This window comes from Streptomyces speibonae (genome assembly GCF_984686075.1).
Map to the genome: position 1 here is coordinate 205,913 of NZ_OZ480260.1, position 14,513 is coordinate 220,425.

Sequence of the window (14,513 nt, forward strand, 5' to 3'; positions counted from 1 at the left end):
TTCGTCCCCGGGGCGGCCGTGTGCGTCGCGCCGCCCTCGGTTTCCGTGCACAGCGGCGAGTACCCGGGAAAGGCGAGGTCATGGATCACCGGTCGGATCCGCGGCCCGGGATACGTGAAGTGGCGGACGCGCGGGGGCGGTTGCCGGGCCGATTTCGGGCATGTGAGCGATGTCGCCCGGCCCGCGCGCGGCGTGCGAGGATGTCACGCGTGACCGGATCGTCGTCCCCGCCCCTCACCGAGGACACCCCTCGCGCGCACGGCCCGGGACCCCGCGTCGCCGCCGTCCTCGTGTTCGGGGCCTCGGCCGCGGTCCTGGTGGTCGAGATCGTCGCCCTGCGGCTGCTGGCGCCGTACCTCGGCCTCACCCTCGAGACCAGCACCATGGTGATCAGCATCGCGCTCACGGCGATCGCGCTGGGTTCCTGGCTGGGCGGCCGCATCGCGGACCAGGTGGATCCGCGCCGGCTCCTGGGCCCCGCCCTCGGGTTGTCGGGAGCGGTCGTCGCGCTGACCCCGGCCGTGCTCCGCTCCACGGCGGAGTGGGCACCGGCCGCCCTGCTGCTGATCGCGTCGCTGACGATCCTGGTGCCGGGCGCGCTGCTGTCCGCCGTGACGCCGATCGTGACGAAGCTGCGTCTCACGAGCCTCGCGGAGACCGGGACCGTCGTCGGGCGGCTGTCCGGCGTCGGCACCGTCGGGGCGATCTTCGGCACCGTCTTCACCGGTTTCGTCCTGGTGTCGCGGCTGTCGGTCAGCGGCATCCTGGTCGGTCTGGGATCCCTGCTGCTGGCCGGCTCGGCGCTGGTGGAGTGGCGGGCCCGTGGCTGGAGCGGCACTCCCGCACTGGCCCTCGTGGTGGTGGCCGGCGGGCTCGCCACCGCGGCCGCTCCCGGTGGCTGCGACGTGGAGACCAAGTACCACTGCGCACGGGTCGTCGCCGACCCCGACCGGGCCGGCGGCCGCACCCTCGTGCTGGACGGCGTGCGGCACTCGTATGTCGACATCGACGACCCCACCTTCCTCGAATTCACCTACGTCCGTGCCGTCGCGGCGGTGGTCGACGCCGCCTTCCCCGGGAGCGAGCCGCTGGCCGCCCACCACCTGGGCGGCGGCGGGCTCACCTTCCCCCGCTATCTCGCGGCCACCCGGCCCGGAACGCGCAGTGTCGTGTCGGAGATCGACGGCGGGGTGGTGCGCATCGACCGCGAGCGGCTCGGCCTGGGGTCGGACTCCGGTATCGACGTACGGACCGAGGACGGCCGGCTGGGGCTGCGGCGGCTGGACACCGCGAGCCGCGACCTCGTCGTCGGCGACGCGTTCGGCGGTGTCAGCGTCCCGTGGCACCTGACCACGGCGGAAGCGATGTCCGACGTACGCCGGGTGCTCGACGAGGACGGCCTGTACGTCGCCAACCTCATCGATCACGGCGACCTCGGCTTCGCGCGCGCCGAGGCGGCCACCCTGGGCGAGACGTTCGACCATGTCGCCGTTCTCGGCGATCCCGCCGACCTCGGCCTGGAGCCGGGCGCCGAGCCCGAGGGCGGCAACCTGGTGGTGATCGCGTCCGACCGGCCGGTGGACCTGGCCGCGCTCCAGAAGGCCCTGGACGTCCGGCGGACCGGCTGGCGGATCGCCGCCGGCGGCGCCCTCGCGTCATGGACCGGGGACGCCCCGGTGCTCACCGACGACTACGCGCCCGTCGACCAGCTCCTCCAGCCGTACAGCCCGCGGAGCGGCCGCTGACCGCCGTCCTCCGACGGGTCCTGCCGCTCCGGTGGCGATGACTTCCGCCGTGGTGTGCAGTCTCTCTTCATGTACTCGATCGACCGACCTCGATCGACCGACCGCACGCGAGGAGAGCACCGTGACCGTCACCTACACCTTCGATGTCTTTTCCAGCCTCGACGGCTACGGCGCCGCCGGTGGCGACTGGACCGGCTACTGGGGCAAGCAGGGGCCCGAACTGCTCGACCACCGTCTCGCGGTGTACAGCGAGGAGCAGCGGATGGTCTTCGGCGCCCACACGTATCAGGCCTTCACCCGGATGCTGGCCGAGAGCACCGAGGATTCCGATGTCCGCGATGCCTGGGTCACCCGGATGCGGAACATGCCGGCGACGGTGGTGTCGACCACGCTGGACACCTCCCCCGTGTGGCCGACCGCGCAGGTGGTGAGCGGCGACGCCGTCGATGTCGTCGCCCGGCTCAAGGAGGAGTCCGCGGTGCCGTTGCGTTCGCACGGCAGCCTGTCGATGAACCGGGCGCTGATGGCCGTCGGCCTCGTCGACCGCGTCCAGGTGACCCTCTTCCCCGTGATCACCGGCCGTACGGGACTGGACCGGATCTTCGAGGGGGCGGAGGACTTCGACCTCGAGCTGATCGGCCACCGGACGCTCGACGGCCGCACTCAGGAGCTCACCTACCGGCCCACCCGGCACGGCTGATCCCGCGCCGTGTGTGCACGGCCTCCGGGCGGGGAACGTGTTGGCCCGGGCGTGACGGCCTGCGAGAGGAATCCCTGTGACTGCATCGGCGTCGGGCGACCGGGGACCCGGTGCGGCCCGGGAGGACGAGTACCGGCCGGATCCGCACCGGTGGCGGGCCCTGTGGGTCACCCTGGTGGCCGGTTTCATGAGCCTGCTGGACGTCACCATCGTGGCGGTCGCGCTGCCCACCATCCAGCAGGACCTGCACGCCTCTCCCGCGCAGGTGCAGTGGGTGGTGTCCGGCTACACCCTCACCTTCGCCCTCGCCCTCGTCACCGCCGGCCGGCTCGGCGACGCCCTGGACCGGCGCCGCATCTTCCTGCTGGCCCTCGGCGGCTTCGTGCTCTTCAGCGCCGCCTGCGGGGCCGCGCCCGACATCACCCTGCTGGTGGTGGCCCGCCTCGCCCAGGGGCTGGCGGCGGGCTTCATGGCGCCGCAGAACTCCGCGTTGATCCAGCAGCTGTTCCGCGGCGCCGAACGCGGCCGTGCGTTCGGCTACTTCGGCGCGACCGTCGGCATCTCCTCCGCCTCGGGGCCCATCGCCGGGGGCCTGATCCTGGCCCTGGCCGACCATCCGGGCGGCTGGCGCTGGATCTTCTACGTCAACGTCCCCATCGGTCTGCTCGCCGTGCTGCTCGGGCTCCGTCTGCTGCCGCGCACCCGCAGGTCGGGCCGGGGACACGTGGACGTGCCGGGGGTCGTGCTCCTCGGCCTCGGTGTGCTCGCGTTCATGTATCCGCTGGTCCAGGCGGAGGCCGGCGGGCTGACCCGCCTGTGGTGGATGTTCCCCGTCGGGGCCGCCGTGCTCACCGTCTTCGTCCGCCGGCAGTACCGGCTGGTGGCCCGGGGCACTCGGCCGTTGCTGGACCCCAGGCTCTTCACCACGGTGCGCGGCTACGCCGTCGGCGCCGGTGTCGGCACCCTGTACTTCATCGGCTTCAGCGGCGTCTGGCTCGTCTTCGCCCTCTTCTACCAGCAGGGTCTCGGCTTCTCGCCGCTCCGGTCGGGCCTCGCCGTCACCCCGTTCGCTCTGGGCTCGGCGGGGGCCGCCGTGGTCGCGGGCCGGCTGGTGGACCGGTTCGGCCGGGTGCTCACCGTGTGCGGGCTCGCCGGTGTGATCGTCGGTCTGGGCGTCACGGCTGTGCTGCTGCGTTACGCGCCCCTGGACATCGCTCCGTGGATCGCCGCCCCCGCCCTGTTTCTCGGCGGCGTCGGCGGGGGTTTCGTGGTCTCCCCCAACATCACCATGACGCTGCGCGACGTACCGGTGCGGATGGCGGGGGCGGCGGGCGGTGCCCTGCAGACGGGGCAGCGGCTCGGCGCCGCGGTGGGCACCGCGGCGCTGCCGGGTCTCTACTATCTGGTCCTCGGAAGCGGCGACGACTTCCAGGGCTCCCTGGTCGTCGCGCTGGGCGCCGCCCTCGTGATGATGCTGACGTCGCTGGCCCTGGCCGGGTTCGACTGGCGGCGCGACCGGCGGACGCGCGCACCGCACCGCACCTGCCCGCAGGAGGTCGCGAACAACCCGGTGCACTCCCGGCAGAGCTGACGGCCCTCCGGGCGTGAGCGCATTCGGGTGGGCGCGGCCAGGGGCCGGCGGGTTCAGCGTGTGAGCAGGAATGTGAAGTCGCCGGAGAGCTTGCTCCCCAGCCGGACCGCCGACACGAGTTTTCCTTCCGCGAGCAGCCGCCCGACCTCGGCCCGCGTCAGGCCGCGGCCTTCGGCGATGAGCCGCACCGGCCGCACGGGTATGCGGGCCGCGAAGCGGACCGAGACGTCGAGCACCTCGTGGTCCGGATGATCCGGTCCGCCGGTGTCGAGGCGCCATGCGCCGTCCCAGTCGAGGGCGATGCGGTTGCGGCGCCGCACGACAGGGTCCTGCAGCAGTTCCGAGGCCAGGGCCGGGTCGTTGGTGTGCAGCCGGTCGAGCAGTCCGGGCCGCACCGAGCGCACGTTCAGCCGTTCCAGGACCGTGAGTTCGGTGGTCTCCCCGCAGGTGGTGCAGAGCGCGAGGGGCCAGGCGTCGAGCCGTTTGTGGTGGGCGTTGACGCGGAATCTTCCGCCGGTCCGGAAACGGCCGGACGCGCACGCGGGGCAGCGGCGCCGGACGAGCGGCAGGCAGGTGGGCATGACCACCCAGGTGGTGAGCACAGGGATACACCGGTTTCAGTGAGAAGTCCGCAGCAGGAAGCAGCGCGGCGCACAAGCGCGACGCGCGACGGTTCAACTCTCGGGAGGTCTCACACGGTGTACAACGGCACGTCCTTGATCGGGCGGCTGGGGCTCCCGGCACGGTAGTCACGCGTCCTGGCGCGGTTCCACCGGTTTTCCGGCGCCCCGCTCGGCCCGGACGCTCTCAGCGGACGGTGGCGAGGAAGGCCCTGATCTCGTCGGCGACGCGTTCGGGGGCGTCCTCCATGACGAAGTGGCCGGCCCCGGGGACGGTGACCAGGTCGGCGTGCGGGATGGCGCCGGCCAGCCGCTCGGCGTACTTCAGGGGCTGCCACCGGTCGCCCGGCCGGCGTGGTTGACCTGCCCGGCCCGTGCGAAGACCACCTGTGCTTCCGACCGGGACTCCACGCGCCACCCCTGCGCCACGTACTGGGCGACGGCCCAGTCCAGGATGCGCTCGCGCCGCTCCGCGTCGACGCGCTCGCCCGGCGGCGGGCGAAGGGCCGGCGGTGTCCGGGGCGGGCCGCCCCACCCGGGTCCGACGGCGTACATATCGGCCATGGCATCAGGGTGCGGCCTCATCCGCGCGACCGCACGCGGATGGTCCGCACGCGGCGGCCGGTGCGCTACTCGGCGTCCAGTCGGTGGTCCGCCCAGATGTAGGTCTCCGGCAGGAGGTCGGCGACGGGGACGCTGTGGGGGCGGCCGGTGGGGCCCACGATGACCTCGAGGGCGGGGAAGTAGTCGAGGAGGACCTGCCGGCAACGGCCGCACGGGGGAACGACGCCCCGGTCGCGGTCGCCCACGGCGACGATCGTGTCCAGCTCATAGGCGCCCTGTGCCGCCGCGGCTCCGATGAGGACGAGTTCGGCGCAGGGTCCTCCGGTGAAGTGGTAGGCGTTCACCGCCGTGATGATCCGGCCGTCCCTCGCGCGGGCCGCCGCCGCCATGGTGTGGTTGTCACCCCGGCAGCGGGTGCGGGCGACCTCGGTGGCGGCCTCGATGAGTTCCCCGTCCACGGGGTGGGTCCGTGTGGTCATACGCCGTCGCTCCCGCCTTCGCCGGATGTCCGACGACGGTGCCCCGGGCGGTGGAGGCACGCAAGCGATTATCGAGGGGTACGGCGCGGCCCGGGAGCCGCTCGGCGAGGGAGTGGGCTCAGGCGCAGGACCAGGCCGACATCCCCTGGAGGCGGGCCAGGCGTTCGGCGACGGCGATCTGTTCCTCACGGGTGGCCAGGTCGGCGCGCGGCGCGTAGGTCAGGCCGCCCGCCGCCTCCCAGCTGGACTGCGTGAACTGCAGACCGCCGTAGTGGCCGTTCCCGGTGTTCGCCTGCCAGTCGCCCCCGGATTCGCACTCGGCGATGGCGTCCCAGTCGGTGGCCGAGGCGACCGAGGGCGAGGCCACCGCTTGCGTGGCCGTGCCCGCGGCGAGGGCACCCGCCGCGACCAGGACCAGCAGGGCGGCCCGCATCCGGCCGGCGTGCGCGCCACGTCCGGTGACCTTATGAGCGGTTCGTGTGCTTGTCATAAGGAGACTGTTACGTCATGCGACGGGGCGATGCCTCGCCGGAAGCCGTCTTCTTGGGCCGGGCGGGGGATACCGAGCCCCCCGGCCCCTCGTTCGGGCCCGTGTGGAGCGTCGGGCAGGGCTTGCACCTGCATTTCCCCGCGGGAAGCGGGACGTCTTGCCTTAGACGACCAACGCCGGGGCGGGAAACCGCCGTAGCGGCCCGCGCCTTCGCCCCTCACTATGGCGCGGGCCGCCCGGCCGCGCACGCCGGGGACCGCCGTCCGGGTGCGCGGTGGGCCGTCGGGCCGTGTCAGCGCGGCGAGGACTACCGGTCCGGGTCGTGCTCGAGGTCTTCCGGTGTCTTCGTGGCGAGCAGACGGCCGTCCGGCTCGGCGGAGAGGGCGGCGACGCCGCGCAGTGCCTTCAGCGCGCGCAGCCAGGTCCGGGGGTTCTTCCAGTTCAGCCCGGCCATCAGCTGCTTGAGCATGCTCAGCTGGTCGAAGTAGATCCGCTCACAGACGAGGTTCTCGTCCTCGTCGAAGAGGAAGTACGCCGTCATGCGGACGCGGAAGCGGCCGTTGGTGGGCGGTATGGGACCCAGGGGTCCCCGGTGGGTGCCCAGGAGCCAGAATTCGACGACCACCGCGTCGGCGCTGTGGCGCAGCTCGATGATCTCGTGGTGCTGGTCGGGAAAGGCCACGCGGGTCTCGTGGTAGTAGCCCCGGACCGCGCCGCCGCCGTCATGGACCGTGAGCGTCGGGATGATCTCGTAGTGCGGATGCGGGAACGTGGACAGGGTGGCGTCCCAGTCCTGGACCACCTCGTCGTGGAAGTGGTCCAGGACGAGGCGTTGACGTGCCATCAGGACGTCACGGGAGGGGATGTCGAGTCGGTTACGGGCCACGGTGTCTTCCTTACGACGGGGGGTGGGCATCGGTGAGGGCATACTGGCGGGCCATCGCGGCGGCGCGGTCGCGCAGGGAGGCGCGCAGTGACTCGGGGGCCAGGGCCTCGGCGTCCGCGCCGAGCTGCCACAGCGCCCACTCGGCGTGCCGGGCGTCCTGGTACGTCGCCTCCAGCCGCAGCCAGCCGTCCGGGTCCGGTGCGGCGGCGCGGACGGCCACCGCGGTGCTCAGCAGCTCCTCCCGCCGCTGGGGCTTCACCCGTAGGGGCACGGCGATGTGACCGCCGGCCAGAAAGCGCGCGCAGCGCTCGCGCCAGGCGCGGTCGAGGTCGACGTCGTCCGGTCGCCGTGCCGGTTCGGGCAGTTCCACGGCGGCCAGCACCCGGGACAGCCGGTAGGTGCGGTCCGCGCCGGACCGCGTGGCCAGCAGGTAGCCGCGGTCGCGCACGGTGACCAGGCCGATCGGGTCCACGGTGCGCCACCGGGGCGCCTGGTCCGTGGCGGCGTAGTGGATGCGCAGTCTGTGGCCCGCGAGCACCGCCCGCCGGATGTGGACCATGGTCGTGGCGGGAACCTCGTCGGCGGCCCGCCGACGTGGCAGCAGGTCGGTTTCCGGTTCGACGAGAAGGCGCCGGACCGCGTCTCCCGCGGTGGCCCGATGGCCTTCCGGCAGCGCGTCGACCACCTTGCGCAGGGCCGAGGCGAGCGCCGGGCCGAGGCCGAACACCTGCTCACCGCGCCGCGATCCGGCGGCTAGCAGGGCGAGCGTCTCGTCGTGGTTCAGTCCGGTGAGCTCGGTCCGGAAGCCGGGCAGCAGCGCGAACCCGCCGTGCCGGCCGCGTTCGGCATAGACCGGGACGCCGGCCGCGGACAGTGCCTCGATGTCGCGCAGCACGGTGCGGGTGGACACTTCCAGTTCGCGGGCCAGGCTGTCTGCGGTCATCCGCCCGCGCTGACGCAGCAGCAGCACCAGTGAGACCAGGCGATCGGCGCGCATGCGCGAGACCTTATCGAATACATGACCGAGGATGTCATGTTTCACCGGCAGGCTCATCGGCACCGACGTCAACGAACGGAGCTGATGTGGCAGTGGAACGAACGGCGGTCAACCCGGTGACCTGGTCGGCGGAAATGGGGTTCAACCAGGGGGAGTTGGTTTCCGGGCACACCCGGACACTGTACTGCTCGGGACAGACCGCGATGAGCGCCGACGGCACACCCCTGCACGAAGGGGACATGGCCGCGCAGTTGGCGCTGAGCCTCGACAACCTCGAGGCCGTGCTCGGCGAGGCCGGCATGTCCCTCGCGCACCTTGTGCGGCTGAACGTCCACACCACCGACGTGGACCTGCTGCTCCCCCACTACGGTGGGCTGGCGTCGCGGCTGGGCGCCGCCGGGGTGGCACCGGCCACCACCATGCTCGGGGTGACCAGGCTTGCGGTCCCCGGCCAGATGGTCGAGCTGGAGGGGACCGCCGTCGCGTGATGTGACGCCGCCGTCCCCGCGCTGCTCGTGCCGCACCGGCACGAGCAGCGCGCTTCCCTTGCCTCGCGCGTACGGACTTGCGCCTCAAGCTGCTTGAGGCGGCACAGTGGCGGCATGAGCGACCACGAGCTGTACCCCATCGGAGATGCCGCGCGCCGCAGCGGCCTGAGTGTGAGTGCCGTGCGGTTCTACTCCGACACCGGCCTCGTCGCGCACACGGCAGTCAACGGGACGGGGCACCGCATGTACGACATCGACGCCATCGCCCGGCTGGAGCTGGTGCGAACACTGCGGGAGCTGGGCACCGACCTGCGGGAGATCCGCCGCCTGCTCGACGGCGGCACGACCTTGCACGAGCTGCTCACCACGCACCTGGAGGTCGTCGAGCGCCAGGAACGCACGCTGCGGGCCCGGCGTGCGGTGCTGCGGATCCTGATCAGGCAGGGCGACACCGCCGAGCGGGCCGGCCTGATGCACAAGCTCGTCTCGATGACCGACGAGGAACGTGAGGAGGTCGTCGACGCGTTCTGGAACGACGTGGGCGAGGGCCTGGACGTTCCCGACGGGTTCGTCGACCGGTTGCGGGCGATGCGCCCGGTGCTTCCCGAGGACCCCACGGCCGCGCAGCTCGAGGCCTGGATCGAGCTGGCCGACCTGGTACGGGACCCGGAGTTCCGTGACAGGGTCCGCGCCTACCTCAAGGACGCCTATGCCGCGCCGGAGGCCCGGCCCCTGGCGACCGAGCCCTTCCAGGAGTTCATCCACGACACCGGTGCGCCGCTGATGGAGGAGCTTCTCGCCGCGCACCGTGCCGGGGAGTCCCCGCGGTCCGCGCGGGTACAGGAGGCCGTGGTCCGCTTCATGGAAGCGGCCACCGCCCTGTCCGGCACCCCGCTCACGCCGGAGATGCGCGACCGGATGGCCGACGGCTACCGGCAGGTGCCGGACCTCCTGCGCCGGATCGCCGAGGAGGAAGCCGCCTCCGGCGCCCCCGTGTACGACGACACCCACGGCCGGTACGTGTCCCTGGTGTCCCGCATCAACGGCACCGAGGCGGACACGGACCACGACCCGGTCCCCTACGCCTGGATCGCCGACGCGATGAGCGCGACGGATCCGCCCCAGGACCCCCAGGCCGTGGGGTTGCACCTTCCGTAGCGGAATGTGGTCTCGTGGACTCACGTTCCGATGCCCTGAGGAAAGGTCCTGCTCGTGCACTCGTCCTTCGTGCCGCCCCGTCAGGTCAAGATCGGTGACGCGGCGGCCTTCGTCGGCAGCACGCCGCGGGCGATCCGCCACTACCACGAGATCGGCCTGCTCCCCGAGCCCGAGCGGGGCGGTGACGGCCGCCGCCGCTACGGGTACGAGGACATGATCCGCCTGCTGTGGATCCGCAGGATGGCCGACGCCGGAATCGCCCTGGACGACATCCGTGACGCCTTCACCACCGGCACGGCGTCCGCCGGTGCGGACAGCGGCGAGGATGTCGCGGGCATCCTGGAGCGGTTGGAGGAAACCCTCGCCGAGCGGGAGGCGGAACTGCGGCGGCAACGCACCGCCGTGCAGCGGATGCGCACCGAGGGCAGCCGGATGGGCCTGCTCTCCGACATCGTCACTGCCCGCCTCAGGGATCTGCCGGAGGGCTCCCTGCGTCCGGCGGACCTGGACGGTCTGCTGGTCACCGAGCGGATCTTCGGCCCGCTCGGCGCGGCCGTCCAGGCCACCCGCTTCGTCGCCCTGGCCGCGCATCCCGCTCTGCGGGAGGAGTCCGACCGCGTCGACGCCGCCGAGGAGGCACTCGACGACGGTGTCGCCGTCGACGATCCGCGGGTGGCGCGGGTGGCCGCCGAGCGGCACGCCTTCGAGAACAGACTGCAGGCCGTCATCGAAGAGTCCGGCCTGGACCAGGACGACGACGCCCTCTTCGACGCCTGGGACACCGTGCACCCCTCCCCCTCCGATGACGGCGCGGGAGGCTCCGCCCCGCGGGAGCCCGGCTCCATGAGCGCGGTGGAAGCCATCGGCAAGATGCCCTACGACTTCTCCCCGGCCCGCCTGCGCTGCATGGAACTGACGGCGGAACTGTTCGCCCAGGACTCACCCGCCGCCCCGGCAGGGTCGTGAGGACCTGCCGGGAGGCTCGCCACGAGAGGTGCGGTGGTCAGTGCGCCGCCGTGGTCTGCCGGGGGGTCGTTGTGGGGGCGTGGGAGCCGAGGGCGTGCAGGATGTTCTCGACGCTCTGGCGGGCGTCACCGAAGAGCATGCTGCTGTTGTCGCGGAAGAACAGCGGGTTCTGCACACCGGCGTAGCCGGAGGCCATCGAGCGTTTGAAGACGACGACCTCTTCGGCCTCCCACACGCGGAGCACGGGCATGCCCGCGATCGGGCTCGCGGGGTCGTCCATCGCCGCCGGGTTGACCGTGTCGTTGGCGCCGATGACCAGGACGACGGACGTGTCCGCGAAGTCGTCGTTGATCTCGTCCATTTCCAGGACGATGTCGTACGGCACCTTCGCCTCGGCCAGGAGCACGTTCATGTGCCCGGGCAGACGGCCGGCGACGGGATGGACGCCGAAGCGGACCTCGACGCCGCGTTCGCGCAGCCGACGGGTCAGCTCCGCCACCGGATGCTGCGCCTGGGCCACGGCCATGCCGTAGCCGGGGGTGATCACCACGGACCGGGCCGCGGCGAGGAGTCCGGCCACCTCCTCGGCCCGTGTCTCACGGTGCCCGCGCTGCTCCTCGCCGCCGGACGGCGGGGCCTCGATGCCGAAGCCGCCCGCGATGACCGAGAGGAAGGAACGGTTCATCGCCTTGCACATGATGTAGCTCAGATAGGCACCGGAGGATCCGACGAGCGCGCCGGTGACGATCAGCAGGTTGTTGTCGAGCAGGAATCCGGCCGCCGCCGCGGCCCAGCCGGAGTAGCTGTTGAGCATGGAGACGACGACGGGCATGTCGCCGCCGCCGATGGAAGCGACCAGGTGCCAGCCGAGGGCGAGCGCCAGGACCGTGACCGCGATCATCATCGGGAGGTTCGGGCTGACGGTGAACCAGACCGTCAGCGCGGCGAAGGCGGCCAGCGCGCCCAGGTTCAGGGCGTTCTTGCCGGGCAGGACCAGCGGCCGGGACTTGATCCGCTCGGACAGCTTCAGATAGGCGACGAGGGAGCCGGTGAAGGTGACCGCGCCGATGAAGATGCCGATGAACACCTCGGCGTGGTGGATGCGCAGCAGTTCGGCGGGTACGGCGGTCTGCGCGTCGTCGGCCTCGACCTCCAGGTAGCTGTTCCAGCCCACCAGGACGGCCGCGAGGCCGACGAAACTGTGCAGCACGGCGATGAGCTCGGGCATCTGCGTCATCTCCACGCGCCTGGCCCGCCACAGACCCGCCACGGCTCCGGCCGCGGTCGCGAGGAGGATCGCCGCGATCGCACCGCCGGAGACGCTGTCCGTCGCGGCCACGATCGTGGCGATGAGGGCGAGCGCCATCCCCGCGATGCCGTAGACGACGCCGGCGCGCGAGGTCCGGTGCTGGGACAGGCCGGCGAGGCTGAGGATGAACAGCAGGGCGGCGACCAGGTCGGCCGCGCGGGAAGCCGTTGTGAATGTCATCGGTCAGCCCTTCGAGAACATGGACAGCATGCGGCGGGTGACGGCGAAGCCTCCGAAGATGTTCACGCTCGTCAGCAGGATCGCCACGAAGGAGAGCACAGTGACGAGCCGGTTGCCGTGTCCGATCTGCACCAGCGCACCGATCACCACGATCCCGGAGATGGCATTGGTCACCGACATCAGCGGCGTGTGCAGGGCGTGGTGGACCTTGCCGATGACGTAGAAGCCGATGACGACGGCCAGCGCGAACACGGTGAAGTTCTCCGCCAGTTGGGCGGGAGCGTAGGCGACCAGCAGGAAGGTCGCCAGCATGCCGGCTCCGATGAGGCCGTAGCGCGCAGCGGGGGTGAGCCGGGGCCGCTCGGGGTCCGCCAGCGCGGCGGCGGGTTCCTCGGGTGCGGTGTCCTGGGGGGCGGCCGAGACGGCGACGGGTGGGGGCGGCCAGGTGACCTGGCCGGAGCGGACCACGGTGACGGCCCGCTGGACCACGTCGTCGAAGTCGAGGACGGGCCGGCCGTCCTTGCCGGGGGTGATCAGCGCGAGCAGGTTGACCACGTTGGTGCCGAACATCTGCGAGGCCTGGTCGGGCAGCCGGGAGGCCAGGTCGGTGTAGCCGATGATGGTCACGCCGTTGTCGGTCACCACAGTCCGGCCGGCGATGGTGCCCTCGACGTTGCCGCCCTGGGCGGCAGCCATGTCGACGACGACGCTGCCGGGCTTCATCGCCGCCACGTCCGCGGCGGTCAGCAGGCGCGGTGCGGGGCGGCCGGGGATCAGGGCCGTGGTGATGACGATGTCCACGTCCTGGGCCTGCTCGTGGTAGAGCGCGGCGGCGGCCCGGTCGTAGTCGGCGGAGGTCTGTCTGGCGTAACCGTCGGTGCTCGCCTCGTGAGGCGTGTCGTCCACCGCGAGGTACTCGCCGCCCAGCGACTTGACCTGGTCGGCGACCTCGGGCCGCGGGTCGGTGGCGCGGACGACGGCACCGAGGCTGGACGCGGCCCCGATGGCGGCGAGTCCGGCGACGCCCGCACCGGCGACGAGGACCTTCGCCGGCGGGACCTTGCCCGCGGCGGTGACCTGCCCGGTGAAGAAGCGTCCGAAGACGTGGGCGGCCTCGATCACCGCGCGGTACCCCGCGATGTTCGCCATCGAGCTGAGGACGTCCATCGACTGCGCCCGCGAGATCCGGGGCACCGCGTCGAGGGCGAGCACCGTCACCCCGCGCGCGGCGAGCTGCTCCAGCAGGTCCGGCCGCTGGGCCGGGGAGATCAGGGCCACCAGTGTCGCGCCGCTGCGCAGCCTGGCGATCTCCTCGGTGGACGGCGCGTTGACCTTCAGCACGATCTCCGCGTCCCAGGCGTCGCCGATGTCCGCCCCCGCCCGCGCGTAGGCTTCGTCGCCGTACCCGGCGGCGGCTCCGGCGCCCATCTCGACGACGGTCTCGTAACCGAGGCCGCGCAGGCCGCGTACGGTCGCGGGGGTCGCGGCGACGCGCGTCTCGCCGGGGGTGGACTCGGTGACGACACCGATGCGTCGGGGCGGATGCGGATGCGCCGGGTGTTGCGCAGACATATGTGGTCCCCTCGTAAAGGCGTTGATGGACACGGTGATACGGGATATGGCGAGCCCTGGGAAGGGTGGGGCGGCGGGAAGGCCGCCCGCACCCATGCCGTACCCGGCCACCACGGCGCCATGCTTCGGCGGCGCCCTGCCGGTCAGGACGGGGCCGGCCAGGTGCGCAGCAGGGTGTCCAGCGCGTTGAGGATCTCGGTCCAGCTCTCCTGCGGCTCGGGGGAACTGTGGCTGAATCCCCCGGCACCCTCCAGGCCGACGAAGCCGCTGAACACGCTGCCCAGGAGGCGTACGGCGTGGGTCTGCTGCGGCTCGGCCAGGTCGTATCCGCGCAGGATCGCCCGTGACATCCGGGCGTGCCGCACCCCGGCGCTGGAGGCGGCCGTCTCCGGGTCGAGCGGGAACCGGGTGGCGGCGAAGCGGCCGGGGTGCTCGCGGGCGTAGTCGCGGTAGGCGTCGGCGAACGCGGTCAGGGCGTCCTTGCCGGCGCGTCCGGCCACCGCGACGGACACCCGGTCGGCCAGTTCCTCCAGGGCGAGCAGGGCGATCCTGGTCTTCAGGTCGTGGGCGTTCCTGACGTGCGAGTACAGGCTCGCGGTCCGGACGCCGAAGCGCCGGGCCAGCTCCGAGGGGGTGGTGTGCTCGAACCCTATCTCGTCGGCCAGGTCGGCTCCCGCCTCGACCAGGCGTTCCGTGGTCAGCCCCGCGCGCGCCACACCCGTTTCCTCCGTGTCGTTCCCAGCCGTCCTGGGGACATTATCCTCTTGC

Annotated in this window: 15 protein-coding genes; 6 read left to right on the forward strand and 9 right to left on the reverse strand. The window is 72.2% G+C overall.

Features of this window, described 5'->3' with window-relative positions; translation table 11 throughout:
• Positions 1-209 precede the first annotated feature (209 nt).
• From AC5L3C_RS00835 to AC5L3C_RS00845, 3 genes are all read left to right on the forward strand, one after another.
• Positions 210-1,745, forward strand: a complete 1,536-nt coding sequence (locus AC5L3C_RS00835; RefSeq protein ID WP_493646306.1) for a fused MFS/spermidine synthase — start codon at positions 210-212, stop codon at positions 1,743-1,745.
• Positions 1,746-1,866: 121 nt separating this feature from the next.
• A complete protein-coding gene (locus tag AC5L3C_RS00840; protein ID WP_493646307.1) occupies positions 1,867-2,445 on the forward strand; it encodes a dihydrofolate reductase family protein in 579 nt (192 codons plus the stop codon).
• A gap of 76 nt (positions 2,446-2,521) precedes the next feature.
• Positions 2,522-4,036: an MFS transporter gene (locus tag AC5L3C_RS00845; RefSeq protein ID WP_493646308.1), complete on the forward strand. Its 1,515-nt coding sequence runs from the start codon at positions 2,522-2,524 to the stop codon at positions 4,034-4,036.
• Between the two features lie 53 nt (positions 4,037-4,089).
• Here the strand turns inward: AC5L3C_RS00845 and AC5L3C_RS00850 are convergent, their stop codons facing one another.
• The 6 genes from AC5L3C_RS00850 to AC5L3C_RS00875 all read right to left on the reverse strand — a co-directional run bounded on the left by AC5L3C_RS00850 (position 4,090) and on the right by AC5L3C_RS00875 (position 8,072).
• Positions 4,090-4,638 (reverse strand): DUF1062 domain-containing protein, encoded by a 549-nt coding sequence (locus AC5L3C_RS00850; RefSeq protein WP_493646309.1) that lies wholly within the window; start codon positions 4,636-4,638, stop codon positions 4,090-4,092.
• 205 nt (positions 4,639-4,843) lie between these two features.
• Positions 4,844-5,191, reverse strand: coding sequence for an alpha/beta fold hydrolase (locus AC5L3C_RS00855; RefSeq protein WP_493646310.1), 348 nt, complete (start codon positions 5,189-5,191; stop codon positions 4,844-4,846).
• Between the two features lie 94 nt (positions 5,192-5,285).
• Positions 5,286-5,699: a cytidine/deoxycytidylate deaminase family protein gene (locus AC5L3C_RS00860; protein WP_493646311.1), complete on the reverse strand. Its 414-nt coding sequence runs from the start codon at positions 5,697-5,699 to the stop codon at positions 5,286-5,288.
• A gap of 118 nt (positions 5,700-5,817) precedes the next feature.
• Positions 5,818-6,132: a transglycosylase family protein gene (locus tag AC5L3C_RS00865; RefSeq protein ID WP_411573135.1), complete on the reverse strand. Its 315-nt coding sequence runs from the start codon at positions 6,130-6,132 to the stop codon at positions 5,818-5,820.
• A gap of 364 nt (positions 6,133-6,496) precedes the next feature.
• Positions 6,497-7,075, reverse strand: coding sequence for an ester cyclase (locus AC5L3C_RS00870; RefSeq protein ID WP_240661075.1), 579 nt, complete (start codon positions 7,073-7,075; stop codon positions 6,497-6,499).
• Positions 7,076-7,085: 10 nt separating this feature from the next.
• Complete coding sequence (locus AC5L3C_RS00875) at positions 7,086-8,072, reverse strand: helix-turn-helix transcriptional regulator (protein ID WP_493646312.1); 987 nt, start codon at positions 8,070-8,072, stop codon at positions 7,086-7,088.
• Between the two features lie 92 nt (positions 8,073-8,164).
• On the opposite strand from AC5L3C_RS00875, the gene AC5L3C_RS00880 reads away from it, so the two are divergent.
• The 3 genes from AC5L3C_RS00880 to AC5L3C_RS00890 all read left to right on the forward strand — a co-directional run bounded on the left by AC5L3C_RS00880 (position 8,165) and on the right by AC5L3C_RS00890 (position 10,684).
• Positions 8,165-8,560, forward strand: coding sequence for a RidA family protein (locus AC5L3C_RS00880; protein WP_493653708.1), 396 nt, complete (start codon positions 8,165-8,167; stop codon positions 8,558-8,560).
• A 114-nt stretch (positions 8,561-8,674) separates the two neighbouring features.
• Positions 8,675-9,718 (forward strand): helix-turn-helix domain-containing protein, encoded by a 1,044-nt coding sequence (locus AC5L3C_RS00885; RefSeq protein WP_493646313.1) that lies wholly within the window; start codon positions 8,675-8,677, stop codon positions 9,716-9,718.
• A 54-nt stretch (positions 9,719-9,772) separates the two neighbouring features.
• The gene (locus AC5L3C_RS00890) at positions 9,773-10,684 is read left to right on the forward strand and encodes a MerR family transcriptional regulator (protein WP_493646314.1); all 912 of its coding nucleotides are present in this window, start codon (positions 9,773-9,775) and stop codon (positions 10,682-10,684) included.
• Between the two features lie 37 nt (positions 10,685-10,721).
• On the opposite strand, the gene pntB is transcribed toward AC5L3C_RS00890, so the two are convergent.
• The 3 genes from pntB to AC5L3C_RS00905 all read right to left on the reverse strand — a co-directional run bounded on the left by pntB (position 10,722) and on the right by AC5L3C_RS00905 (position 14,461).
• Complete coding sequence (pntB, locus tag AC5L3C_RS00895) at positions 10,722-12,173, reverse strand: Re/Si-specific NAD(P)(+) transhydrogenase subunit beta (RefSeq protein WP_493646315.1); 1,452 nt, start codon at positions 12,171-12,173, stop codon at positions 10,722-10,724.
• 3 nt (positions 12,174-12,176) lie between these two features.
• Positions 12,177-13,745 carry a Re/Si-specific NAD(P)(+) transhydrogenase subunit alpha gene (locus AC5L3C_RS00900; RefSeq protein WP_493646316.1) on the reverse strand — a complete coding sequence of 523 codons (1,569 nt, stop codon included), beginning with the start codon at positions 13,743-13,745 and terminating at the stop codon, positions 12,177-12,179.
• Positions 13,746-13,888: 143 nt separating this feature from the next.
• Positions 13,889-14,461: a TetR/AcrR family transcriptional regulator gene (locus AC5L3C_RS00905; RefSeq protein WP_493646317.1), complete on the reverse strand. Its 573-nt coding sequence runs from the start codon at positions 14,459-14,461 to the stop codon at positions 13,889-13,891.
• Positions 14,462-14,513 lie beyond the last annotated feature (52 nt).

Bases quoted from the DNA above. Each gene is read 5' to 3' on its own strand.
- AC5L3C_RS00875 (WP_493646312.1), bottom strand. From the start codon at position 8,072: ATGCGCGCCGATCGCCTGGTCTCACTGGTGCTGCTGCTGCGTCAGCGC.
- AC5L3C_RS00885 (WP_493646313.1), top strand. From the start codon at position 8,675: ATGAGCGACCACGAGCTGTACCCCATCGGAGATGCCGCGCGCCGCAGC.
- AC5L3C_RS00900 (WP_493646316.1), bottom strand. From the start codon at position 13,745: ATGTCTGCGCAACACCCGGCGCATCCGCATCCGCCCCGACGCATCGGT.
- pntB (WP_493646315.1), bottom strand. From the start codon at position 12,173: ATGACATTCACAACGGCTTCCCGCGCGGCCGACCTGGTCGCCGCCCTG.
- AC5L3C_RS00860 (WP_493646311.1), bottom strand. From the start codon at position 5,699: ATGACCACACGGACCCACCCCGTGGACGGGGAACTCATCGAGGCCGCC.
- AC5L3C_RS00865 (WP_411573135.1), bottom strand. From the start codon at position 6,132: ATGCGGGCCGCCCTGCTGGTCCTGGTCGCGGCGGGTGCCCTCGCCGCG.